The following is a 19969-nucleotide window of genomic DNA, read 5'->3' as shown; positions in this document are numbered from 1 at the left end:
ATGAAAACCCTCCTGGCCCGCATTTTCGGAAAGAAGACCCCCATGACGAACCTCACCATCATCGGCAACGGCAACATGGCCCGCGGCATCGCAACCCGTGCCCTCGCCGGCGGCCAGACCGTCGAGATCCTCGGACAGGACGCCGCCAAGGCGCAGGAACTGGCCGCCGAGCTCGGCGCCGGCGTCACCTTCGGCACCACGGTTGACGCTCCTCAGGGCGACATCGTGGTCCTGGCCGTCCCGTTCGACGCCGCGAAGTCCATTGTCAGGGCCTATGGCGATGCTTTGGCCGGCAAGACCGTCGTGGACATCACCAACCCGGTGAACTTCGAGACGTTCGATTCCTTGGTTGTTGAGCCCGGGAACTCCGCCGCCGAGGAAATTGCGCAGCTTGCCCCCGCCGGAGCCCACGTGGTCAAGGCCTTCAACACGACCTTCGCCGGCACCCTGGTGGCCGGCCAGTCAGGCGGACAGCCGCTGGACGTCTTCATCGCCGGTGACAATGCAGCAGCCAACGCTGCTGTCAGCACCTTCGTCGGCGCAGGCGGAATGCGCCCCCTGGTGGTCGGTCCGCTCAAGCGCGCTCGCGAGCTGGAAGGCTTCCAGTTCGTCCTCATGACCATGCAGGCCAACCCGGAGTTCGCCGACTTCAACTGGGACACAGGACTCCAGGTCACCAAGTAGCAGTATCCGGCTGCTGGCAGCAGCCGGAACCAAGAGCACGACGGCGGGAAGTTTCCCGCCGTCGTGCTCTTTCGTTTGCCGCTGGCGAGCCCCTCCCTCCGTGCGGGATGCCGCCAATGGAGGGCAAAGCCGCCGCACTTCCCTACTGACAGGCGAAGCAGACGTCGGATAAAATCGGGGTCCCACGGTCCATCAACCGGACGCCCCGACGGTACGGCCAGACAGACAGATCGCCGGGCTGAGCAGAGAGGCCAGCCATGGACTTCGTCCCCGCCACCGGGCAACCGCTGGATCCGTTTCCCCAGTACGAGCGGATGAGGGAATCCACACCAGTCTTTCTCGACGAGCAATCGGGAAGTTGGCATGTTTTCCGGTACGACGACGTGCAGCGGGTGCTGTCCGAGCACGCCAGGTTTTCCTCGCGAATGGGCGGCGACGAGTCGTCCGAGGCAGGTCACTTGTTCGCGTCGAGCCTGATCACGACAGACCCGCCGCGGCACCGGCAGCTACGCTCGCTGGTCACCCAGGCCTTCACGCCGAAAGCTGTGGACGCACTTGCTCCCCGCATCTCGGAGCTCACGGCCGCGCTTCTTGAGGAGATCACTTCCCGCGGAACCGCGGACCTGATCGGGGCGCTGGCGTACCCGCTGCCGGTCATCGTGATCTCGGAACTGATGGGGATTCCCGCGGAGGACCGTGACCGCTTCAAGCGGTGGTCCGATGTGATCGTGAGCCAGACGCGGACCGGCGCGGCGACTGAGGACCACCAGGCCGCGAACCAGGAGATGACCGGGTACTTCCTGGACCTCATCGAACAGCGGCGGAGACGGCCAGGCGATGATTTGATCAGCAGCTTGCTTGCCGCCGAGATTGACGGGCAGAAGCTGAACGTGGGTGAACTGCTGGGCTTCTGCGCCCTGCTGCTCGTCGCGGGCAATGAGACAACCACCAACCTGATCGGCAACGCGGTTCTTTGCTTCACCGAAGTGCCCGGCACCATTGATCGGTTGTTGCAGGAGCCGGCGTTGCTTCCCCAGGCCATAGAAGAAGTGCTCCGCTTTCGCTCCCCCGTCCAGTCCATGTACCGGGTGACCGTTGCTGACACCATCCTGGGCGACGTCCAGATCCCGGCCGGCGCCCCGGTGGTGGCCTGGATCGGCTCCGCGAACCGAGACGAGCGGCAGTTCGAGCGGCCCGCCCAGTTCGACGTCGACCGCGGCCAGATCCGGCATCTGGCGTTCGGCCACGGCATCCACTTCTGCCTTGGTGCCCCGCTGGCACGGCTCGAGGCACGGATCGCGCTGGAGGCCACCCTGACCCGGCTGCCCGGACTGGCCCTCGCCCCGGGTGCCCGGCTGGAACGGATGGACAGCACCATCGTCTACGGTGTGAAGTCGCTTCCGGTCAGCTGGAACGCGGCCTGAATGAACCCGTCGAAGACGCCGGCCGAGATCCTTAATATTGCCGGCGCCGAGGTGAGCATCTCGAGCCCGGACAAGGTGGTGTTCCCCGAGCCCGGGCTGACGAAGCTCGATGTGGTCCGCTACTACCTCACCGTCGCCGATGGTGCGCTGCGCGGCGCCGGCGGACGGCCCATGGTGCTCAAGCGCTTCCCGAAAGGGATCGGCGCCGAGCCGTTCTTCCAGAAGCGTGTCCCGGAAAACCATCCCGGCTTCGTCGACACGGCGACGCTGCACTATGCGTCGGGGACTTCAGCCGAGGAGGCCGTCATCCGGGATGCTGCGGGCTTGGCATGGGTCGTGAATCTGGGATGCCTGGACCTCAACCCGCACCCCGTGCGCGCCGAAGACCTCGAGCACCCGGACGAGCTCCGGGTCGACCTCGACCCGATGCCGGGGGTCGACTGGAAGCAAATCGTCGACGTCGCCTATGTCGCACGGGAGGTGCTCAACGACGTCGGACTGGTGGGGTGGCCCAAGACGAGCGGCTCACGGGGACTCCACATCCTGGTGCGCATCGCGCCCCGGTGGTCGTACCGCGATGTGCGGCTCGCCGCCGAGACCCTCGCCAGGGAGGTCGAAAACCGGGCTCCGGGCCTCGCCACCGCGCGGTGGTGGAAGGAGGAACGCGGGGAGAGTGTGTTCGTCGACTTCAACCAGAACGCCAAAGACCGCACCGTGGCATCGGCGTATTCGATCCGGCCCCTGCCCGACGCCCGGGTCTCGACTCCGCTCACCTGGGCCGAGGTCACCTCCACCCGGCCGGAACAATTCACCGTACTCACGGTTCCCGGGCGGTTCGCCGACGTCGGCGACCCCCACTCCGGCATTGACGACGCGGCCGGTTCCCTCGATGGCCTGCTCGGTTTGGCTGCCGAGCTCGGCCCCGCCGAGAAGCCGCCGCGCGGCGGCGACGGCGCGGGCCGCCGGCAGTCGGTGATGCCGCTGGTCGAGGTGGCACGCACCAAGACCAAGCCCGAGGCGATTGCGGCGCTCGACGAATGGAAGACCACGCATGCGGGCCTCGTCCCTGCCCTGCATCCGGCCGACATACTCGTCGACGGAATGCGCGGATCGAGTTCCCTCTGGTACCGGGTGCGGGTGAACCTGCAGCACGTCCCCGAAGATCAGCGTCCGGCCCAGGAGCAACTCATCGCTGACTACAACCCCTGGGCGGGCAAGGAGTGGCCGGGGCACACTGGATCCTGACACCACCGCGTCCGACATACTGGTTTACATGCAGGCGACTACTGTACTGGTCGAAGGCGAGAGTGACCGGCTGGCGATCGAGACGCTGGCTATTCGCCGTGGCCTTGACCTGACAGCCCTGCGGGTGTCGGTCGTGCCGATGGGAGGCGCGACCAGCATCGTCCGGTTCCTCGACCGCTACGGCCCGAACGGCGCAGGCCACCGGTTGCTCGGCCTGTGCGACGAGGGGGAATCCCGTGGCATCGCCCGCGCGCTGGGCCGTGCAGGTATCGGGCCCGGTCCGCTGGCTGAGCTGGGGTTCCATGTCTGCCGTGCCGACCTGGAGGACGAACTCATCCGCTGCCTGGGGATCGATGCCGTGCTCAACGTCATCGCGGCTCAAGGCGAACTCGCGTCGTTCCGGCTCCTGCAACGCCAGCCGTCACTGCGGGAGCGGCCCGCAACGGAGCAGTTGCAACGGTTCTTCGGAGGACGCAGCGGCAACAAGGTCCGGTACGCCCCGCTGCTGGTCGACGCATTGCCGGCCGGACATGCGCCGGCACCCCTCGCCCGGCTCGTTGCCTCAATGGTCATGTGAACGCCCGGATCGGCTCCGGGAAAATGGCCTGACGCTCCATCCTTGACCTACCCGAGGCCAGCGGCCGGCGCCCGCCGTCAGGGGCGTTGATAACGCGGCCTTCGACCACTACCGTTACGTGACGTGGACGTCACTTTCAGCGCAGATGTGTTCGAATGGCGTGGCCCCGCGCCGTTCTACTGGGTGTCGCCGCCGGCCGACGTCTGTGACTACCTGCGGGCGGAGGCAGCGGCCGTCACCTACGGGTGGGGAGCTATCCCGGTGTGCGTGCGGATCGGCGGCACCGTATGGGAGACCTCGCTGCTGCCGCGCAACGGTGGGTACGTGCTGCCGCTGAAAAAAGCGGTCCGAACACAGGAACATTTCGGCGGCGGCGACACGGTGACGGTCGCCATGAGCGTGGCTCCCCGCGGGGGCCGGGCCGCCAACGGCACCGGCCCAACAGTGTGAGGCGGCGGCCGAAAGCACGAAACTGGCACTTCCTCCCCCGCGTTCGCGGTGCCCGTCCAGCGGATGATGGCACCATGGGGACATGACTCCTTCTCCAGGCGTATCCAGCTTCTTCCGGCGTCCCCAGCCCATCAAGCCCAAGGCAGGTCAGGAATCGGTGTGGGACTACCCGCGGCCGCCGAGGGTCGAGCCGCGATCCGAACGGGTCATCGTGCGGCTGGGCGGGCAGGTAACTGCCGACACCACCGAGGCAGTGCGTGTCCTGGAAACGAGTCATCCGCCTGTCTACTACTTGCCGTTGAGCGCATTCCCTGCCGGTGCACTGGTCCCGGTCGACGGCACCAGCTTCTGCGAGTTCAAGGGAGAAGCGCATTACTTCGACGTCGTTGCCGGCGGAGTTGTGGTTCCCCGTGCCGGGTGGACCTACCCGAATCCGACGCCGGGGTTCGAGTCGCTCAGTTCCCGGGTGGCCCTCTACCCGCGCCATATGGACTCCTGCGAGGTCGACGGCGAGCTGGTGACCTTCCAGGACGGTGACTTCTACGGCGGTTGGATCACCAGGCAGATCGTTGGTCCGTTCAAGGGCGGCCCGGGCACGGCCGGGTGGTGAGCACACCGCCCTTGCGCCGCTAAGACTTGCGCGTCCTCCGGCTGGCGGCCGCCCCGTCATSGGGGCGGCCGCCAGGTTCAGTGCGCTGCTGGTGTTAGTGCTCCGCTTCTGCGGCCGCCTTCTTGGCGTTTTTCTCTGCGTCCTTCTCGGCCCGCAGAGCCTCCGTCTCGTGCTGTTCCTCGGCTTTTTCCTGGCGGATGACCGCGGCGAAGAGCTTCTCCATCTCCTTGGCCACGCCGGCGGCTGAGGCCGGGTTCTGGCCGGTCACCAGCCGGTCGTCGACCACGACCTTTTCCTCGAAGACACCAGCGGAGACGTGGGTGGCGCCCTGTTCCTCAAGCCGGTCTGCCAAAAAGAACGGGATGACCTTGTCCTTCCCCGCGGCAACCTCCTCGTCGTTCGTGAAGGCGGCGACCTTCCGGCCCTCGACGAGGCGAAGCCCGTTCTCCAGTTCCACGTTCAGCAGGCCGGCCGGGCCGTGGCAGACCGCGCCCACCAGGCCGCCGGCGTTGTAGACGCTGGCCACGAGATGCTGCAGGCCTTCGCTGTCCGGGAAGTCCCACATGGTGCCGTGCCCGCCCACGAGATAGACGGCGTCGTACTGGTCGGGATCAACGACGTCGACGCGGGCAGTGTTGTAGAGACCGGCGCGCGTCGTCTCGTCCTCGGTAAAGGCGACCTGTAGGGGATCTTCCGAGTCCACCTCGTCGCGCGGCGGCTGGCCGCCCTGGATGGACGCGAAGTCGACGAAATGCCCGGAATCCTTGAAGACCTTCCAGGGATGGGCAGCCTCGGCCACGTTGTAGCCGGTCTTCTCCCCCGTATCGCCGATCTCGGAAACGCTGGTCAGTACCATGAGGATTTTCTTCATGAATTGCTCCTTTCGTCCGACTTCCACACTACGCCCAGCCCAATTCCCGACTGGATGGATACCGCGAGCCTGTCCAGACGGTCGCCTCTGGGGTTAAAATATTGTTGATGCCCTGGACCCCGGCTTCCCCACCGACTCAGCGTCCAGGAGCACCAAAATGTCTACAAACCCACTGCCCGTCACCCCGGATCCATGGTCCGGAATCACCTACGCCCCGGAACAGGCGGCTGGCCCGATCGTGCGCCATGTCGGCCGGGACATGCCATCGAAGTGGCCTGCTGTTGACCTCAGCGATCCGCACTGGCTGCCTTCTTCCCCGCGTGGTCCGTCTATCGTGACGCAGGCCTGGGAAATATTTGACCACATCCTCAATGACCCCGATCCGCGACTTGCAGAGAACAGGCAACGGCTGCGCGCCTGGGTGGACACTTATCCCAGGTCTCCCGACCGGGCACTGCTTGAGCACTTGATCGAAACGCGCAGTCAGACCAATTCCCTACGCCAGCCGGACCACGCCGCCGCACCCGTCGTTGTGCACCGCGCCGTGGCGCACTGAGGATGCGGCCGTACGCCGGGCAAGGTGCAACGCGCAGCACTGGGGCTAGCTGCCCCTCCGCGGACGCACACCGAGCAGTTCGGCTCGAAATTCGGTCCAACCTGCGCGCCGGGCACGACGGGGGCTATTCTTAGCGGTGAGAAGCAGTTTTCCGGTGTACCCAATGCTGCCGGACCGGGATGATTCGGGGATCAGAGGCTCGCCATGGACGTTGCACCTGCCGCCCAGGCCCCTGTCCGATTTCTGCAAGGCATAACCCATGGTTGAGCCAGGTGAATCGGCGACTGCCCGGCCTTTCGACGGGGACCTGTGCGGACCCTACCTGAGGCAACTGCGAGTAACAGGCGCTGCCGTTTCCATGTTTGGCGGGACCGCCGCGGAGACCTTAGTGTGCGCGAGCGATCCACTGGCCGCCCGCATTGATGAACTCCAGTTCGATCTGGGGGAAGGACCTCGGTGGGAGGCTCTCAGTACACGGCTGCCCGTTTTGGTCCCGGATCTGCACGATACCGGCCCGCATTCCTGGCCGGTTTTCAGCAAAGCCGTTCAGGACATGGACATTGCTGCGCTGTTCGTTTTCCCACTAACCATCGGTGCCCTGGACCTGGGCGTCGTGGAACTCCACTCTACGAAGCCGGGCAACCTGAGCCATACCGACCATGCAGCAGCCGTGGTGCTTGCGGGCCAGACTGCCTGGCAGCTTCTTCGGCGGGTCCTCTCGGTGAACTCGCCGGATACTGACCCGGCCGTGGAGACTGCCCTGATGTCGAGGCGGGAAATCCATCAGGCAACAGGGATGGTATTGGCACAGTCCGGAGTTGGCGCCGCGGATGCCTTGCTTCTACTGCGCGCGCACGCCTTCGCCAATGCGCTGACCTTGCGGGAAACGGCTGATGAAGTTTTACTCGGACGTCTGAGTTTTGCGCCCCGAAATGACCCGCACGTTGACGGCGGGCTGGAGTAAAATGAGTACATGGTGACGACAAGCCGCGCCGAGCGCGTCAGCGCCGCCTTCGTGAGGATCACGGACACTCTGGTTGCTGACTACGATGTGCTGGATCTCCTCCATGCCCTCGTTGAGGTGTCCGTAGATCTGCTCGACGCCACTGCGGCCGGTTTGGTCCTTGCCGATCCACATGGCGAACTGCAGGTCCTGGCCTCCACCAGCGAACGAAGCCAGCTTGTTGAGATACTCCAACTCCAGGCCGGGGCCGGGCCCTGCGTTGAGTGTTACCAAACCGGGACGCCCGTTGCTGTGGAGGATATCCGCTCCATGAACGGGAAATGGCCCGAATTCCAGACGGCCGCGCTCTCCCAAGGTTTCCGGTCCGTGCACGCCGTCCCGATGCGGGTTCACGGCAAGACCATTGGCGCCATGGGCCTCTTCGGCGAGCAGCCCGGCGCAATGACACGGGAGGACTCCGCCATCGGCCAGGCCCTGGCCGACGTCGCAACGATCAGCATCCTGCAGGAACGCACTCTTCGTGAATCGGCTCTGGTCAACGAACAATTGCAGCGCGCATTGAACAGCAGGGTTCTCATCGAACAGGCCAAGGGCGTCATCGCCCACACGGCCGGAGTGGACATGGAAGAGGCCTTCCGACGGTTACGCGAATATGCCCGGGCGAACCATCAGACGCTGCACGACACGGCAACGCACGTCATCAACCGCACACTCAGCCTGTAGCCCGACGGCGCGCGCGAATGGCCCGCAGTCAAAGCTCTCGGTAGTAGTACAACATAGGGTCCGTCTGATTGGGTTCGGTGTTGGTGAAGCCACGTACTTCATAGAACCGGCGTGCGTCAGTGTCCTCGCCGTCGACGTTGATTTCCATGAGCTCGCCGCCCCGGTCTCGAACCACGTCGCACGCTGCATCCAAAAGTGCACTGCCCAGGCGGCGGCCGCGCAGACCCGGACGGACGTAGAGCTCGTCGAGGATCGCGACCGGACCTGGGTACCAGACATTGGGCCGGAAACTAAGAACGGCAAGACCGCTCGCCGGCTCGCCGATGAGCAGCACGACCACGTCGTCCCCCGCCAAGAGAAGTCCCAGCCGCGCCCGAAGATCGTGAAGATCCGGCGTCGGAGTCGAAAACTCGCTGTTGAAAGCGTGGAGCAACCGGGCAACCACGGCGGCGTCGGCCGTCGTCGCCCGCCGCGGCTTCTGGACGCTGGCCGAATCGTCGGGGGTCATGGCTTCATCATGAGTAGCAGGCGAGGCGAAGTCCACCCTGACCCGCTCACAATAGATGGACCCCCGTCGGCCGGCTTCCCGCTGACTCCGAGTTCGAGAGGGAACCCGTTTGCGTTTCCGGTTTAGGAGTTCGGCGGGGTTTCTCCGGTCCGGAGCTCGTCGCCGTGGGCGATGACTGCGTAGATGATCAGCACATCGATGGCGATGACGATCAGGGACCACCATGGCTGCGCCGGAATGAGCATCAGTTGAACGACCGCGCTGACGCCCGCAACGACGACGGCAACGACTCTAGCCCACGTTGCACCGGAGAAGAGCGCGACCGCGGTGAGGATTAAGAGCGCCCCAAGAGCCACATTCCACCAGCCCCACCCCTTGGCATCGAAGAGGAACAAAGCGTTCGAGGTGGACAAATAGTAGGTGTCGGGCCCTGTGAGCGCGACGAGGCCCTGGAGGCCGCTGAAAACGCCGTTGATGATTAGAATGACTCCGGCGAAACGGACCCAACCGGTCCAGCCAGTCGAAGCGACAGGATGATGGGCAGTACTCATTTGCCGACCGCTTTCCGTTGAATGCTTCTGCCGTCGGCCTCATGGTCGGCGCAGTCGTGTCATGTAGCTAGTACCGATTCCGATTATGTTTCTCGCAATCCGGGACGGTCAATCAAGATCCGAAGGACCGTCGCAGTTCCATCCTGTGCCCCCGATGAAGGGCAGCACCTCATCCGTGCCGGGTGACCTCACGCACGGGACAGCGTGCTCTTGACGCGGTCCGGGCCACAAGAGTAGACCGGGGCCATCCCGGTGTCGTCGCTGGGGCGCGACCGCAGAACAAGCGCGGGCGGCGCGGGGACCGTCATTTTGAACCTCGGCGGAGCAGCGAAGTGAGGTGTAAGCGATGACCGGACTAGCTGCCCTCCGTGTCGTGGCACTCGGCTGGGCTGGCTTCGTCGCCGCGGAAGCAGGTATTGCGGGCGAATGGGCCTACTACTTCGGCGTCTTCGTGATTGTGCTGGCCCAGTGCGCCGGTGTGCCGCTTCCCGCCGTGGCCGTACTGCTCGGGGCCTACGCCTCGGCACGCCACGGAGATCTGAACCTTCCTGCGGTTATCGCCGTCGGCAGCCTGGGCGCCATGCTGGGGAGCACCATTGGCTACGTACTTGGGCGGGTGGGAGGCCGTCCGTTGATGATGCGACTTGCACAGCGCTTCCACGCAGACGAGAACCGCATCGTCCAGCTGGAGTCGTTCTTCGACCGGCACGGCGGCACAGCCCTGTTCTTTGGCCGCTGGGTCATAGTCGTGCGGCTCTGGGGCGCCATTGCCGCGGGGGCTGCAAAGATGCCGTGGCCCAAATTCCTGCTGTGGACCGTCCCGGGGTGCATTGCCTGGGTCGCGAGCCTCAGCGTTCTGGCCTACCTGGCCGGAGCCGTAGCCCATGCGATCGGTGACGCTCTCGACATCGGCGGCTGGGTGCTGGTCCCCATCGTGGTGCTTGGGCTGGTGTTCGTCTGGCGCCGACGCAGGCGCCGGAAGCTTAAGTCAGCGGAAGGGGCAGGGGACGGCGTGCCCGACGCCGGCTGAAGGGCTTCATTGTCCCGCCAGGATCAGCGGCGGCCCCGCACTAAACGCTAGTCTTCCCGTTGCAGCGCCACGGCCCCGGCGTAGCGGCCGATACTTCCGGTGGCACCGACCATCAGAACAGTGTCGGGAGGGGGTTCATTTCTTCTCCTTGACGGCGGCCGTTGTTGTTTCACCCTGAGTGGCCGCCCAACTGGCCAGGACTTTCAGCGCGTCCTCGGAGGGTGTGCCGGGATCTGCGGTGTACACATTGATGCGCAGTCCCGGGTCTGCGGGGAGTTCCAGCGCTTCAAAGCTCAAGTCCAGGTCGCCGACGATCGGATGGTGGAGCCGTTTGCGGCCGGCGCGGTGGTATTTCACGTCGTGCCGGGCCCACCGGGCGCGGAACTCCTCGCTTCGGGTTGAGAGCTCACCGATCAGGTCGGTGAGGTCCTTGTCGTACGGGTTCTTCCCGGCCGTGGACCGCAGGACGGCGACGATGTCATCGGCCGCGCGTTCCCAATCGGCGAAGAACTCCCGCGCCTTCGGGTTCAGGAAAGTGAACCTTGCGCTGTTCGGCGGGGTGGTCTGTTCGGCCATCAAGTCCAGATAAAGGGCACGGCCCAGTTCGTTGGCAGCGAGGACATCCCCGCGGTCGTTGCGGACCCAGGCCGGCGCCGTCGTGATCGCCTCGATGACGCGTTGCACACTCGGCCGCACCGTCTGCGGACTGCGCTTGCGCCGCACCTGTGGGGAGGCTGTGGCCGCACGGGCCAGGTCAAAAAGGTGGGCCGTTTCGGCGTCGTCAAGTTTCAGGGCCCGCCCGAGGGCCTCGAGGACGCTGTCGGAGGCGCCGGAGAGGTTCCCGCGCTCCAACCGGATGTAGTAATCGATGCTCATTCCGGCGAGCATGGCGACTTCCTCGCGTCGCAGCCCCGCAACGCGCCGGTTGCCTCCATAGACCGGCAGGCCGGCTTCATCCGGGGTGATCCTTGCGCGGCGGGAGGTCAGGAACTTCCGCACGTCGTCGCTGTGTGTCATGGCGTCCACGCTACCCGCGGTTGCTGGGACGAGGGAGGCACTGCCGTTACCCGGAACGGCCGTGACTCCCGGCCCGTGCGGAATCCGGGTTGCATTGAAAGCATGAAACCTGAACCCGCAACCGCGCCGCACCCGGCAGCGATCCTGGCGATCATCCTCGCCAGCTACTTCATGATCCTGCTGGACAACTCGGTCATCTTCACCGCCCTGCCGAGCCTGCAGGCTGACCTGCGGCTGAGCACCGGTGAGCTGTCCTGGGTACAGGATGCGTACACGCTGGTCTTCGGCGGCCTGCTGCTGCTCGGCGCCCGGGCAGGAGACCTGCTCGGACGCCGTCGGGTCTTCGTCGTCGGGCTGGTGGTGTTCTCGATCGCGTCGCTGCTGATCGGGCTGGCACCGACTGGCTGGTGGGCGATAGCAGGCCGCGCCGTCCAGGGTATCGGGGCGGCTATCGTCGCACCCGCCTCGCTTTCCCTGCTCACAGCGAGCTTCCCGGAAGGCCGTGGGCGAAACCGGGCGGTGGCTTTGTACGGCGCCACCGCAGGGATCGGCGCCAGCCTGGGACTGGTCATCGGCGGGGCGCTGGCCCACTGGATCTCCTGGCGGGCCGGGTTCTTCGTCAACGTGCCCATCGGCGCCGCGATGATCGCACTCGCACCCCGGTTCCTCCCGGAAACAGGCCGGGCCAGCGGCCGCTTCGACGTATTCGGCGCGCTCAGCGCCACTCTGGGTGTCGGCGCCCTGGTGTTCGGGATCATCAACACCGTCGAGGTTGGGTGGACTTCCCCGGTGACGGTCACGGCCGTCGCCGCAGGCGTCGCGCTCCTGGCTGTGTTCGTGCTGATTGAGCGGCGCGTTGCCCAGCCGATCATGCCCTTGCGGCTATTCGCGAGCCGCCGCCGCACCGGCGCCTATATTGCGCGCTTCCTTTATCTGGGCGCGATGATCGCGTTCTTCTTCTTCACCACCCAGTTCCTGCAGGAAGTACTCGGCTTCGACCCCCTGCAGGCCGGCATGGGATTCCTGCCCATGACCGCAGTCAACTTCGCTGTTGCAATGAGTCTCCCCAAGCTCCTGGGGAAATTGCCGGATTCCGTTCTGCTCGTGGCCGGCATCCTGGTCACCCTCGCCGGGATGTTCTGGCTCAGCCGTGTCAGTGTCGACTCCGGCTATCTGGCCGGTGTGGCTCTGCCGATGGTCCTCATTGGCGCGGGCCAGGGCCTCGCGTTCGCGCCACTGACCTCGTTCGGCATCGCCGGCGCCCCTGCGGACGACGCCGGAGCGGCGTCTGGCCTGGTCAACACCTTCCACCAGGTCGGTACCTGCCTCGGGCTTGGCATTGCGGTCGCGGCGGCAGCGGCCGTCCCGACGGCGGGTTCCGCAGTCGCGCACCTGGCCGCGCAGGTGAGCGCCGCGCTCACCACGGGCAGCATCCTCCTGCTCCTGGCTCTGGCAGTCGCTGCGGCGCTCATCCTGCCCGCAGACTTGGCCGGGCGCCGGACCCGGACGGCACCCGCGGCGCGGCCCGCGGAACTGGCCGAGATCGCCAGCTGAACCACCAGCCCCGAAGGGGGCTCTGTCAGTACCCTGATCAGCCGTGACTCCCAGGAAGTGCGAGACCGGTGTTGACTGAAAACTGCCCGGCAAATTAATAACGAGTCTCAACATGCGAGCAACACTGAAATGGTGGCGCCGGCGACGTGCGCGTCGAAACCGTCCCGGCCGGATACGGCGCCATGGCCCGCCGCGAAGCGCTCAAAGTACTCTTCCGCCCGTAAGCAAAGGAACAGGACAAACCATGAACATCACACTCAACAACGGGGTCATCATGCCCGCTATCGGGCTTGGCGTCTTCCAAAGCGCCCCGGAACAGACAACCGCCGCCGTCGAGGCCGCGCTGGCCACCGGCTACCGGCACATCGACACCGCAGCCGCCTACGGCAACGAGCGGGAAGTCGGACAGGGTATCCGCACCTCCGGCCTTGAACGTGCGGAGGTGTTCATCGAGACCAAGGTCTGGGTCAGTGACTACGGCTACGACCAGACACTGCATGCCTGGGATAAGGCGACCGGTAAACTCGGCGTCGACTATCTGGACCTGCTTATCCTGCACCAGCCCGCACCCGACCGCCTCGAGAAAACCATCGCCGCCTATAAGGCGCTGGAAGTGCTGCTTGCTGACGGACGGGTGCGGGCGATCGGCGTCAGCAACTTCATGCCACACCACCTGAAGCAGCTGCTCGACGCGACCAACGTCGTCCCGGCCGTGAACCAGATCGAACTGCACCCTTACTTCACCCAGCCGGACGTACAGGCCGCCGATGCCGAGCATGGGATCCTTACCCAGGCCTGGTCACCGATCGGCGGGATCACCTTCTACCCAGGGTGGGGCGAGGAGCGGCTCAACGTCATGGAAGACCCCACAATTGCCACCATCGCACAGGCCCACGGCAAGAGTCCGGCGCAGGTCATGATCCGTTGGCACCTGCAGCACGGCCGCTCAGCCATCCCGAAATCCACGAACCCGGCACGCATCGCCGAAAACTTCGACGTGTTCAACTTCGAGCTCAGTGCCGGCGAACTCGCCGCCATCGACGCCCTCGACACCGGCATACGCAACGGCCCGGACCCGGACCAGGCCCGCGAAGACCGCTTCGCCATGGTCATCCCCGAAGCCTAAGACAGAGACAAGGAACCATCATGGAATACCGTCCCCTCGGCCGCACCGGTGTGCAGGTCAGTCCCTTGTGCCTGGGCGCGATGATGTTCGGCCCCTGGGGCAACACGGACACCGCCGATTCCATCCGCATCATCCACCACGCACTCGACGCGGGCATCAACTTCATCGACACCGCCGACGTCTACTCCGGCGGGGCATCCGAAGAAATCGTCGGGCAGGCACTGGAGGGCCGGCGTGATGACGTGTTCCTCGCTACGAAGTTCTTTATGCCCATGGGCGAAGACCCCACCCAGCGCGGAGGATCCCGCCGCTGGATCATCCGCGAAGTCGAAAACTCCCTCCGCCGCCTGAACACGGACTACATAGACCTCTACCAGGTCCACCGGCCCAGCCCCGATACCGACGTCGAGGAAACGCTCGGTGCCCTCACCGACCTCGTCCGCCAAGGCAAGGTCCGCTACATAGGCTCCTCGTCGTACTCGGGGGCCCAGATCGTGGAGGCCCAGTGGGCCGCCCGGGAACGCAACCTGGAGCGGTTCGTCACCGAGCAGCCGCCCTACTCGATCCTGGTCCGCGGCATCGAGGAAGACATCCTCCCGACGGTGCAACGCCACGGCATGGGAACGCTCACCTACAGCCCGCTCAGCGGCGGGTGGCTCTCCGGACGCTGGCGCAAAGACTCGGCGTCCACACCAACCTCGTCAGCCCGCCCGAGCGCCCGGTTCGATATGACAAGCCCGGCCAATCAGCGAAAACTCGACATCGTCGAAGACCTCGCCCAGCTCGCCGAACAAGCCGGGCTGACGCTCATCGAGCTGGCCATCGCATTCGTCATCAACCACCCGGGCGTCACAGCCGCGATCGTGGGACCGCGCACCATGGAACAACTCGAGTCGTACCTGCCGGCCGCGGACATCAGACTGGGTACCGACGTGCTGGACCGCATCGACCGGCTCGTCGCCCCCGGCGTGACCGTCAACCCCGACGACAACAGTTACGGCGCGCACGAGCTCACAGCCCACGCACGACGGCGGTCGCAGCCGTGAGCGCTGCCGTGTTGGAGGAGCTCCACAACGCGTTGTTCGAGGCGATGGTTGCCGGGGGCGTGCCCGCGCTGGACGCCATCCTCGCCGACGGCTTCACCCTGACGCACCTGACCGGGTACGTGCAGTCGAAGTCGGAATGGCTTGATGCAGTTCAAACCGGCGAGATGCAGTACCACCGGATGGAAACAGTCGAGGCCATCCTCAGCACGGACGGGACCGTGCCGGCACTGACCGCCAGAACCCTTACCGACGCCACGATCTGGGGATCCAGGGCCACCTGGCGCCTGACGTTGCGCTCATGGTTCGAACCCCGCGGAGACGGATGGGTCATAGCCCGCACCGTTGCATCCACCTGGTAAGTCCCACTTCGAAGTCCATATCAAAAGAAGGATCATCATGACTGACCAGCCCAAACAGCTCGGAGGCGGCCGAAAGATGTTCGGCGACTTCGCACCGAAACTCGCCGAGCTCACCGACGACGTGCTCTTCGAGGACGTCTGGAACCGGCCCGAACTCCCGGCAAGGGACCGCAGCCTCATTACCGTGGCCGTACTCACCGCAGGCGGGAACACCGACCAGCTGGGCTTCCACCTCGGCCGTGCCCTCGAAAACGGTGTAACCCAGGACGAGCTCATCGAAGCCATCACCCATGTCACGCTCTACGCCGGCTGGCCCAAGGGCATGTCGGCAATGGGCGTGGCCAAGCAGCTCTTCACAGACAACAAGTAAGGAAGACCATGAACATCGAACCTTCAGCCCCGACCACCAAGAACCCGGCGGCCCAATTCGCCGGCGACGTGTGGCTTGACCCGATTGCGTTGCCCCACGAGTCCGCCCAAACAATGGTCGTTGCGACGGTCCGCTTCGCGCCGGGAGCACGCACCGCCTGGCACTCCCACGAGCACGGCCAGTACCTGCGCGTCACACAAGGTGTAGGCCGATTCGGCACCCGCGACGGAGAGATCATCGAAGTCCACCCCGGCCAGACGCTTTACACTCCACCCGGTGAGGAACATTGGCACGCCGCCGCCCCAGGCTGCTTCATGGAGCACATTGCCATGCTCCAAAACGGCAAAGACCCGTCAAAGACCACCACCTGGGGTGAGCACATCACAGACGAGGAGTACAACGGCCGCTAAAGCCGGATCATATGCGGCCGTGACAGTCCGGGCAGGGGCGGAGCGTCAGCCGTTCAGTACTCGCCTTTGATCACGAAGTAGGAGCCGCGGATAACGCCTGCGAGCTTTGATTTCTGGCGGGCGAACTTGAATCGCGAAGCCAGTTCCTCTGGAATCTCCATGCCTTCGGCAAGTTTGAATCCGACGGCGCGTTTCCCGCCCTCTTCGATGCTGTACATAACGTTGATCGAAAGCCCTGACTCGTAGAACACGTAATCCATCTGTAAACCGTCGACTTCGAACGCGGTCGCTTCGAGCGGGCGGGAGCCGATGACAATGTCACGCTCCTCCCTTAGGATGCGGTTCACCCGGTCGACGACCTCCGGAACCTCGCTTGCAGGGCCAACAGTGAAGATGTGGTCGTACTTGTTGCGGTAGTAGCGCCCCTCGTTGGCGCGTAACCCAGCGAGCGACTCGGCGACAGGAGATGATTCCAGTCCGACAGTAGAAACGTTCTCGAAGTCAACTACGTACGGCATGCGTTCTCCTCAGCAGATGTGTTGGACCAACGATAACGCGTCGGCATGCTTTCACCGACGTCGAAGTTACGCACACGGACGAGACGTAACTCAACACCAACGATGGGAGAAACGAGGCGCAAGGGACGCGGAGCCGGGTAGCGGATGCCCCATCCATGCGGCGCTCATGGGCCTTCAGCCTGAGGACTCATTCGGCGGTGCCGGTCTTCACAGCGTAGGCGGTGGCTTGGGCCCGCACCTGGCTCAGGTAGGCATCGGACTGGTTGTAGGAGTAGATGGCGGAGGTCCATCCTTGCGCGGTTGAGAGGTCACGGCCGTGGGCGCACAGATAGGTCGCCGCACTAAGGGCGGCGTCGTCGATATTGAACGGGTCCGCGGTGCCGTCCCCGTTCCCGTCCCGGCCTGCAAGCTGCCAGGTGGTGGGAATGAACTGCATGGGCCCGACGGCGTGGTCCCAGTGGGCGTCGCCATCCAGAACCCCCGCATCCGTGTCTGCGATGGCGGCGAATCCGTTGCCATCGAGACTCGGGCCCACAATGGGGCCACTCGCCTGCCCCGCGGTGTCGAAGCTGCCGCCGCCGTAAGTTCCGTGCGCTGACTCGACAGAGCCGACAGCCGCCACGGTGTTCCAGCCAATCCCGCACATCGGAGCGGAATCGTTGGCCGTGGCTGCCGCAGCAACATAGGCCCGGAGCGCGCGGGCAGGGATTCCGGTCTGCGCGGCGGCCCGGATGAGCCACTGGGCATCCGGGCTCGGGGTTACGTTCACGGCGGTGGTGATGCCGGTGGACAACATTTCAAGTTCCGCCCCCGCTCGCGGGGGTGCAGAGAGGGCCCCGCGGGCGTCTGCGCCGGGCTGCCTGGTTACCCAGAACGAGAATGCGGTGATGACGCACACCGCGAACAGGCTGACAGCTATAAGGCGTTTTAGACGGAGCACTGACTAATCAAACCATCCACGCTCCCGGTCCGGGTGCCGAACCGGTCGACGCTGGATCAAGATGGCCGGATGACCCAGGCACCTATGAAGAAGTACCCCACTCCCCCGAGAACCTCCGCAATCCTGCCCGGTCCGGCCGGGATACGACCCGATCCGAAGCCTCGGGTGTGCGCATTGTGCACGGATCACCTTCCGCGGATGAGGTCCGGGTCCCCGGCACAGCCGGACAATGGTCGTACCTGCCCGTGGCAGGATCCCCTACCGCAAACCAACTTCGAAAAAGAGCCTCCGATGTCGAGACCTCGCCCAATCCTTGCAGGATCGATGGCACTCGCGGCAGCCGCTGCCCTGATGGGCTGCAGCCCTTCCAGCCCCGGCACGAGCGTCAGCAGCGCCAGAGCGCAGGAGAACGTTTCGCAGGTGTGTGGGGCTGCCAGTGCCTACGCCGCAGCCCTGACGAATTTCAAGCAGACACTCAAGCCCGGCGCCACAGTGCAGCAGGTCCAGACGGCGCGAGACCAGGTCGCCAAGACCTATGACGATCTTGTCAAGGCGAGTCAGGACGTCGCAAAAGACGCGGTGGACGCCGTTCAAGCGGCCGAAAACAAGTTCGATCGCGCCGTCAAGGACGTTCCTGACGATGCCACGCTGACTCAGGCGGTCAACTCCCTGCGGGACGAAGCAGCCAACGTCCAAGCGGCGGTCAGCGACCTGCGAACGGCGGCCAACTGCTAGGTTTCGGAAGTTGGTCCGTCATGGCTGGTGAGGCACGGGCGGCCGGGTGCTGCTAGCCGGACTGCGTTGCGTAGTGCTTCAGGAACAATGCCAGGGATTCGGCCACGGCGCTGATCTCACTGGGGTCCACGCTTTCGTTCGGTGCGTGAATGAGGGCGAGGGGTCCCTCGACCCCTAGCAGGATGATCTCCGCATCCGGGTAGGTGTCGGCGAACACGTTGCACAGCGGGATCGATCCGCCTTGTCCCAGGGTTGTCATTGGCCGTCCGAACGCCTCGGCCATCGCCGCGCTCATGGCTTCAAAGGCCCGGCCGCCGACGGCCGCCTGGAAGGGTGATCCGATGGCTTCCAGGTCCACCGCGACGTGGACTCCCCAGGGCGCATCGAGGCGCTGCTCAACGACCTTGTTCCGAGCTCATAAGAAAGATCCTCGTCTGCGCCGCCGCGAGCGAAGCCCGGTTCGGGCAGCTGTTCGAGGACGCGCGCTAGCATCGGCTCAGACAGAGCACGCGCTCCCTGGCATAAAGCGCAACGGTTGGCCGTGCCGGCCCATTCCAGTACGGCACGGCGGGGCGGCAGCTCCTCGAATTCAGCCGGCGTTCCGCGGCGCGAACATGATGATGGCGACTCCCGCAAGGCAAACGACGGAACCAGCGACATCCCACCGATCGGGGCGGAAACCGTCAAAAACCATGCCCCAGGCAAGAGACCCGGCCACAAACACTCCACCGTAAGCCGCGAGGATGCGGCCAAAATGCGCGTCAGGCTGAAGCGTGGCAACAAATCCATAAATACCCAGTGCGATGACCCCCAACCCTGCCCACCACCACGACTTGCCCTCCCGCACGGCCTGCCAGACCAGCCAGGCCCCACCAATCTCGGCAGCAGCGGCAAGTATAAAAAGTAGTACGGATTTTGCGATCGTCATGGATCCATCATCGCCTGCAGGTCCCTGCCTCAGCCGACCAGCAGCTTTATGTGGCGAGACTACCCGGCACGTGGAAGCGACGTAGTCAGTGTTGTCCGGGAACATCCCCGCGGAGTCGAACTGCAACCCACAAGCCACAGCACCCGCATATGTAGCAAGGTTCCGACCCTTGAGCGTGGCGCCAATGGTACCGTGCACAATCCCATGCGGACTGGTTCGGCCGAACATCGCCGACACGTCGGCAACTAATGGCCCGGATAGATCAATCAAGTCGCTGACCGCGGCGCGGGGCGACACGACTGCAGAAGTCCAGGGACTAGGATCTACGAAATGATTCAAGGCCGAATTGCTGCCGCCGGCGGGAAGAATTCTCTCTGCGTGGTCGCAGGGATAGTGGTAAGCGTCTGGCGGCCTGGTTCCTTTGTGGATGTCGACGACGCCCGGGACGCCATGCTTGCTGTGGAGCGCATCAGCGGTGGGACTCCGATGCCGATGCTCTCGCACATGACCGACGTTGAGTTCAGCGCAGCGGCTCGATATGCCTTCGCGCAAAGTACGGGTGTCCTGGCTATCGCCGTCCTTGGGTCCAGCGCTGTTGACCGGGTCATGGCCGCCGGCACCAGCCGTCAAACCACCTACCCACACCGATTTTTCCTGTCCGAGGAGGCCGCCAAAGCCTGGTTGACCGGGATGGCCAGAAGCGGCGAGTAGGCAGTCGGGCCACAGTGTTTCATCCGCGTCTTAGCGGGACAGCCAGCGAGGGGCGCCAGCCA

The 19969-nt window shown here is 65.0% G+C and carries 26 protein-coding genes; 18 read left to right on the top strand and 8 right to left on the bottom strand.

Annotated elements, in window-relative coordinates; translation table 11 throughout:
* Window positions 1-42 precede the first annotated feature (42 nt).
* The 6 genes from AC1DC5_RS06250 to AC1DC5_RS06225 all read left to right on the top strand — a co-directional run bounded on the left by AC1DC5_RS06250 (window position 43) and on the right by AC1DC5_RS06225 (window position 4990).
* On the top strand, window positions 43-684 hold the full coding sequence (locus AC1DC5_RS06250) for an NADPH-dependent F420 reductase (RefSeq protein ID WP_441403857.1): 642 nt from the start codon (window positions 43-45) through the stop codon (window positions 682-684).
* Between the two features lie 257 nt (window positions 685-941).
* On the top strand, window positions 942-2108 hold the full coding sequence (locus AC1DC5_RS06245; RefSeq protein ID WP_476864560.1) for a cytochrome P450: 1167 nt from the start codon (window positions 942-944) through the stop codon (window positions 2106-2108).
* Window positions 2109-3353 (top strand): non-homologous end-joining DNA ligase, encoded by a 1245-nt coding sequence (ligD, locus tag AC1DC5_RS06240; RefSeq protein WP_476864559.1) that lies wholly within the window; start codon window positions 2109-2111, stop codon window positions 3351-3353.
* A gap of 28 nt (window positions 3354-3381) precedes the next feature.
* The gene (locus AC1DC5_RS06235) at window positions 3382-3930 is read left to right on the top strand and encodes a TOPRIM nucleotidyl transferase/hydrolase domain-containing protein (RefSeq protein ID WP_476864558.1); all 549 of its coding nucleotides are present in this window, start codon (window positions 3382-3384) and stop codon (window positions 3928-3930) included.
* A 123-nt stretch (window positions 3931-4053) separates the two neighbouring features.
* Window positions 4054-4380 (top strand): DUF1905 domain-containing protein, encoded by a 327-nt coding sequence (locus AC1DC5_RS06230; protein ID WP_476864557.1) that lies wholly within the window; start codon window positions 4054-4056, stop codon window positions 4378-4380.
* Window positions 4381-4462: 82 nt separating this feature from the next.
* On the top strand, window positions 4463-4990 hold the full coding sequence (locus AC1DC5_RS06225) for a DUF427 domain-containing protein (protein ID WP_476864556.1): 528 nt from the start codon (window positions 4463-4465) through the stop codon (window positions 4988-4990).
* Between the two features lie 94 nt (window positions 4991-5084).
* Here AC1DC5_RS06225 and AC1DC5_RS06220 read toward each other — a convergent pair whose 3' ends face one another.
* The gene (locus AC1DC5_RS06220; RefSeq protein WP_476864555.1) at window positions 5085-5861 is read right to left on the bottom strand and encodes a type 1 glutamine amidotransferase domain-containing protein; all 777 of its coding nucleotides are present in this window, start codon (window positions 5859-5861) and stop codon (window positions 5085-5087) included.
* Window positions 5862-6018: 157 nt separating this feature from the next.
* Here AC1DC5_RS06220 and AC1DC5_RS06215 point away from each other — a divergent pair, with 157 nt between their 5' ends.
* The 3 genes from AC1DC5_RS06215 (at window position 6019) to AC1DC5_RS06205 (ending at window position 8104) form a co-directional block, all read left to right on the top strand.
* Window positions 6019-6417 (top strand): hypothetical protein, encoded by a 399-nt coding sequence (locus AC1DC5_RS06215; protein WP_476864554.1) that lies wholly within the window; start codon window positions 6019-6021, stop codon window positions 6415-6417.
* Between the two features lie 259 nt (window positions 6418-6676).
* Window positions 6677-7381 (top strand): GAF domain-containing protein, encoded by a 705-nt coding sequence (locus AC1DC5_RS06210; RefSeq protein WP_476864553.1) that lies wholly within the window; start codon window positions 6677-6679, stop codon window positions 7379-7381.
* Window positions 7382-7390: 9 nt separating this feature from the next.
* A complete protein-coding gene (locus AC1DC5_RS06205) occupies window positions 7391-8104 on the top strand; it encodes an ANTAR domain-containing protein (protein WP_476864552.1) in 714 nt (237 codons plus the stop codon).
* Window positions 8105-8132: 28 nt separating this feature from the next.
* Here the strand turns inward: AC1DC5_RS06205 and AC1DC5_RS06200 are convergent, their stop codons facing one another.
* Together AC1DC5_RS06200 and AC1DC5_RS06195 are read right to left on the bottom strand one after the other, a co-directional pair.
* Window positions 8133-8612: a GNAT family N-acetyltransferase gene (locus tag AC1DC5_RS06200; RefSeq protein ID WP_476864551.1), complete on the bottom strand. Its 480-nt coding sequence runs from the start codon at window positions 8610-8612 to the stop codon at window positions 8133-8135.
* A gap of 122 nt (window positions 8613-8734) precedes the next feature.
* Window positions 8735-9163, bottom strand: a complete 429-nt coding sequence (locus AC1DC5_RS06195) for a DUF7144 family membrane protein (RefSeq protein ID WP_476864550.1) — start codon at window positions 9161-9163, stop codon at window positions 8735-8737.
* Window positions 9164-9509: 346 nt separating this feature from the next.
* Between AC1DC5_RS06195 and AC1DC5_RS06190 the strand changes: the two genes are divergently transcribed.
* Window positions 9510-10193 carry a DedA family protein gene (locus tag AC1DC5_RS06190; protein ID WP_476864549.1) on the top strand — a complete coding sequence of 228 codons (684 nt, stop codon included), beginning with the start codon at window positions 9510-9512 and terminating at the stop codon, window positions 10191-10193.
* 135 nt (window positions 10194-10328) lie between these two features.
* Here the strand turns inward: AC1DC5_RS06190 and AC1DC5_RS06185 are convergent, their stop codons facing one another.
* On the bottom strand, window positions 10329-11210 hold the full coding sequence (locus tag AC1DC5_RS06185) for a helix-turn-helix transcriptional regulator (protein WP_476864548.1): 882 nt from the start codon (window positions 11208-11210) through the stop codon (window positions 10329-10331).
* Between the two features lie 102 nt (window positions 11211-11312).
* Here AC1DC5_RS06185 and AC1DC5_RS06180 point away from each other — a divergent pair, with 102 nt between their 5' ends.
* The 6 genes from AC1DC5_RS06180 to AC1DC5_RS06155 all read left to right on the top strand — a co-directional run bounded on the left by AC1DC5_RS06180 (window position 11313) and on the right by AC1DC5_RS06155 (window position 16075).
* Entirely contained in the window at window positions 11313-12764 is a 1452-nt protein-coding gene (locus AC1DC5_RS06180; protein WP_476864547.1) for an MFS transporter, read from the top strand.
* Window positions 12765-13008: 244 nt separating this feature from the next.
* Window positions 13009-13890: an aldo/keto reductase gene (locus tag AC1DC5_RS06175; RefSeq protein ID WP_476864546.1), complete on the top strand. Its 882-nt coding sequence runs from the start codon at window positions 13009-13011 to the stop codon at window positions 13888-13890.
* A gap of 20 nt (window positions 13891-13910) precedes the next feature.
* A complete protein-coding gene (locus AC1DC5_RS06170) occupies window positions 13911-14936 on the top strand; it encodes an aldo/keto reductase (RefSeq protein WP_476864545.1) in 1026 nt (341 codons plus the stop codon).
* Entirely contained in the window at window positions 14933-15295 is a 363-nt protein-coding gene (locus AC1DC5_RS06165) for a nuclear transport factor 2 family protein (protein WP_476864544.1), read from the top strand. Before AC1DC5_RS06170 ends, AC1DC5_RS06165 begins: the two co-directional genes overlap by 4 nt.
* 37 nt (window positions 15296-15332) lie before the next feature.
* Window positions 15333-15665: a carboxymuconolactone decarboxylase family protein gene (locus tag AC1DC5_RS06160; RefSeq protein ID WP_476864543.1), complete on the top strand. Its 333-nt coding sequence runs from the start codon at window positions 15333-15335 to the stop codon at window positions 15663-15665.
* An 8-nt stretch (window positions 15666-15673) separates the two neighbouring features.
* A complete protein-coding gene (locus AC1DC5_RS06155) occupies window positions 15674-16075 on the top strand; it encodes a (R)-mandelonitrile lyase (RefSeq protein WP_476864542.1) in 402 nt (133 codons plus the stop codon).
* A gap of 53 nt (window positions 16076-16128) precedes the next feature.
* Here the strand turns inward: AC1DC5_RS06155 and AC1DC5_RS06150 are convergent, their stop codons facing one another.
* Window positions 16129-16593, bottom strand: coding sequence for a phage tail protein (locus tag AC1DC5_RS06150; RefSeq protein ID WP_476864541.1), 465 nt, complete (start codon window positions 16591-16593; stop codon window positions 16129-16131).
* A 187-nt stretch (window positions 16594-16780) separates the two neighbouring features.
* Entirely contained in the window at window positions 16781-17389 is a 609-nt protein-coding gene (locus AC1DC5_RS06145) for a lytic transglycosylase domain-containing protein (RefSeq protein WP_476864540.1), read from the bottom strand.
* Window positions 17390-17857: 468 nt separating this feature from the next.
* Between AC1DC5_RS06145 and AC1DC5_RS06140 the strand changes: the two genes are divergently transcribed.
* The gene (locus AC1DC5_RS06140; RefSeq protein WP_476864539.1) at window positions 17858-18268 is read left to right on the top strand and encodes a hypothetical protein; all 411 of its coding nucleotides are present in this window, start codon (window positions 17858-17860) and stop codon (window positions 18266-18268) included.
* Between the two features lie 52 nt (window positions 18269-18320).
* Here the strand turns inward: AC1DC5_RS06140 and AC1DC5_RS06135 are convergent, their stop codons facing one another.
* Window positions 18321-18626: a hypothetical protein gene (locus tag AC1DC5_RS06135; protein WP_476864538.1), complete on the bottom strand. Its 306-nt coding sequence runs from the start codon at window positions 18624-18626 to the stop codon at window positions 18321-18323.
* 231 nt (window positions 18627-18857) lie between these two features.
* Entirely contained in the window at window positions 18858-19196 is a 339-nt protein-coding gene (locus tag AC1DC5_RS06130) for a YnfA family protein (protein ID WP_441403821.1), read from the bottom strand.
* A 330-nt stretch (window positions 19197-19526) separates the two neighbouring features.
* Here AC1DC5_RS06130 and AC1DC5_RS06125 point away from each other — a divergent pair, with 330 nt between their 5' ends.
* Complete coding sequence (locus AC1DC5_RS06125; protein ID WP_476864537.1) at window positions 19527-19907, top strand: DUF7793 family protein; 381 nt, start codon at window positions 19527-19529, stop codon at window positions 19905-19907.
* The last annotated feature ends 62 nt before the right edge of the window (window positions 19908-19969 follow it).

The sequence above is a fragment of the Arthrobacter sp. 10L424 genome (assembly GCF_056395325.1).
This window is presented reverse-complemented; position numbering and strand designations above follow the sequence as displayed.

Bases quoted from the DNA above. Each gene is read 5' to 3' on its own strand.
- AC1DC5_RS06235 (WP_476864558.1), top strand. From the start codon at position 3,382: ATGCAGGCGACTACTGTACTGGTCGAAGGCGAGAGTGACCGGCTGGCG.
- AC1DC5_RS06145 (WP_476864540.1), bottom strand. From the start codon at position 17,389: ATGTTGTCCACCGGCATCACCACCGCCGTGAACGTAACCCCGAGCCCG.
- AC1DC5_RS06200 (WP_476864551.1), bottom strand. From the start codon at position 8,612: ATGACCCCCGACGATTCGGCCAGCGTCCAGAAGCCGCGGCGGGCGACG.
- AC1DC5_RS06245 (WP_476864560.1), top strand. From the start codon at position 942: ATGGACTTCGTCCCCGCCACCGGGCAACCGCTGGATCCGTTTCCCCAG.
- AC1DC5_RS06215 (WP_476864554.1), top strand. From the start codon at position 6,019: ATGTCTACAAACCCACTGCCCGTCACCCCGGATCCATGGTCCGGAATC.
- AC1DC5_RS06220 (WP_476864555.1), bottom strand. From the start codon at position 5,861: ATGAAGAAAATCCTCATGGTACTGACCAGCGTTTCCGAGATCGGCGAT.
- AC1DC5_RS06150 (WP_476864541.1), bottom strand. From the start codon at position 16,593: ATGCCGTACGTAGTTGACTTCGAGAACGTTTCTACTGTCGGACTGGAA.
- AC1DC5_RS06155 (WP_476864542.1), top strand. From the start codon at position 15,674: ATGAACATCGAACCTTCAGCCCCGACCACCAAGAACCCGGCGGCCCAA.
- AC1DC5_RS06175 (WP_476864546.1), top strand. From the start codon at position 13,009: ATGAACATCACACTCAACAACGGGGTCATCATGCCCGCTATCGGGCTT.
- AC1DC5_RS06180 (WP_476864547.1), top strand. From the start codon at position 11,313: ATGAAACCTGAACCCGCAACCGCGCCGCACCCGGCAGCGATCCTGGCG.
- AC1DC5_RS06250 (WP_441403857.1), top strand. From the start codon at position 43: ATGACGAACCTCACCATCATCGGCAACGGCAACATGGCCCGCGGCATC.
- AC1DC5_RS06225 (WP_476864556.1), top strand. From the start codon at position 4,463: ATGACTCCTTCTCCAGGCGTATCCAGCTTCTTCCGGCGTCCCCAGCCC.
- AC1DC5_RS06210 (WP_476864553.1), top strand. From the start codon at position 6,677: ATGGTTGAGCCAGGTGAATCGGCGACTGCCCGGCCTTTCGACGGGGAC.
- AC1DC5_RS06205 (WP_476864552.1), top strand. From the start codon at position 7,391: ATGGTGACGACAAGCCGCGCCGAGCGCGTCAGCGCCGCCTTCGTGAGG.
- AC1DC5_RS06125 (WP_476864537.1), top strand. From the start codon at position 19,527: ATGATTCAAGGCCGAATTGCTGCCGCCGGCGGGAAGAATTCTCTCTGC.
- AC1DC5_RS06140 (WP_476864539.1), top strand. From the start codon at position 17,858: ATGGCACTCGCGGCAGCCGCTGCCCTGATGGGCTGCAGCCCTTCCAGC.
- AC1DC5_RS06185 (WP_476864548.1), bottom strand. From the start codon at position 11,210: ATGACACACAGCGACGACGTGCGGAAGTTCCTGACCTCCCGCCGCGCA.
- ligD (WP_476864559.1), top strand. From the start codon at position 2,109: ATGAACCCGTCGAAGACGCCGGCCGAGATCCTTAATATTGCCGGCGCC.
- AC1DC5_RS06190 (WP_476864549.1), top strand. From the start codon at position 9,510: ATGACCGGACTAGCTGCCCTCCGTGTCGTGGCACTCGGCTGGGCTGGC.
- AC1DC5_RS06130 (WP_441403821.1), bottom strand. From the start codon at position 19,196: ATGACGATCGCAAAATCCGTACTACTTTTTATACTTGCCGCTGCTGCC.
- AC1DC5_RS06170 (WP_476864545.1), top strand. From the start codon at position 13,911: ATGGAATACCGTCCCCTCGGCCGCACCGGTGTGCAGGTCAGTCCCTTG.
- AC1DC5_RS06195 (WP_476864550.1), bottom strand. From the start codon at position 9,163: ATGAGTACTGCCCATCATCCTGTCGCTTCGACTGGCTGGACCGGTTGG.
- AC1DC5_RS06160 (WP_476864543.1), top strand. From the start codon at position 15,333: ATGACTGACCAGCCCAAACAGCTCGGAGGCGGCCGAAAGATGTTCGGC.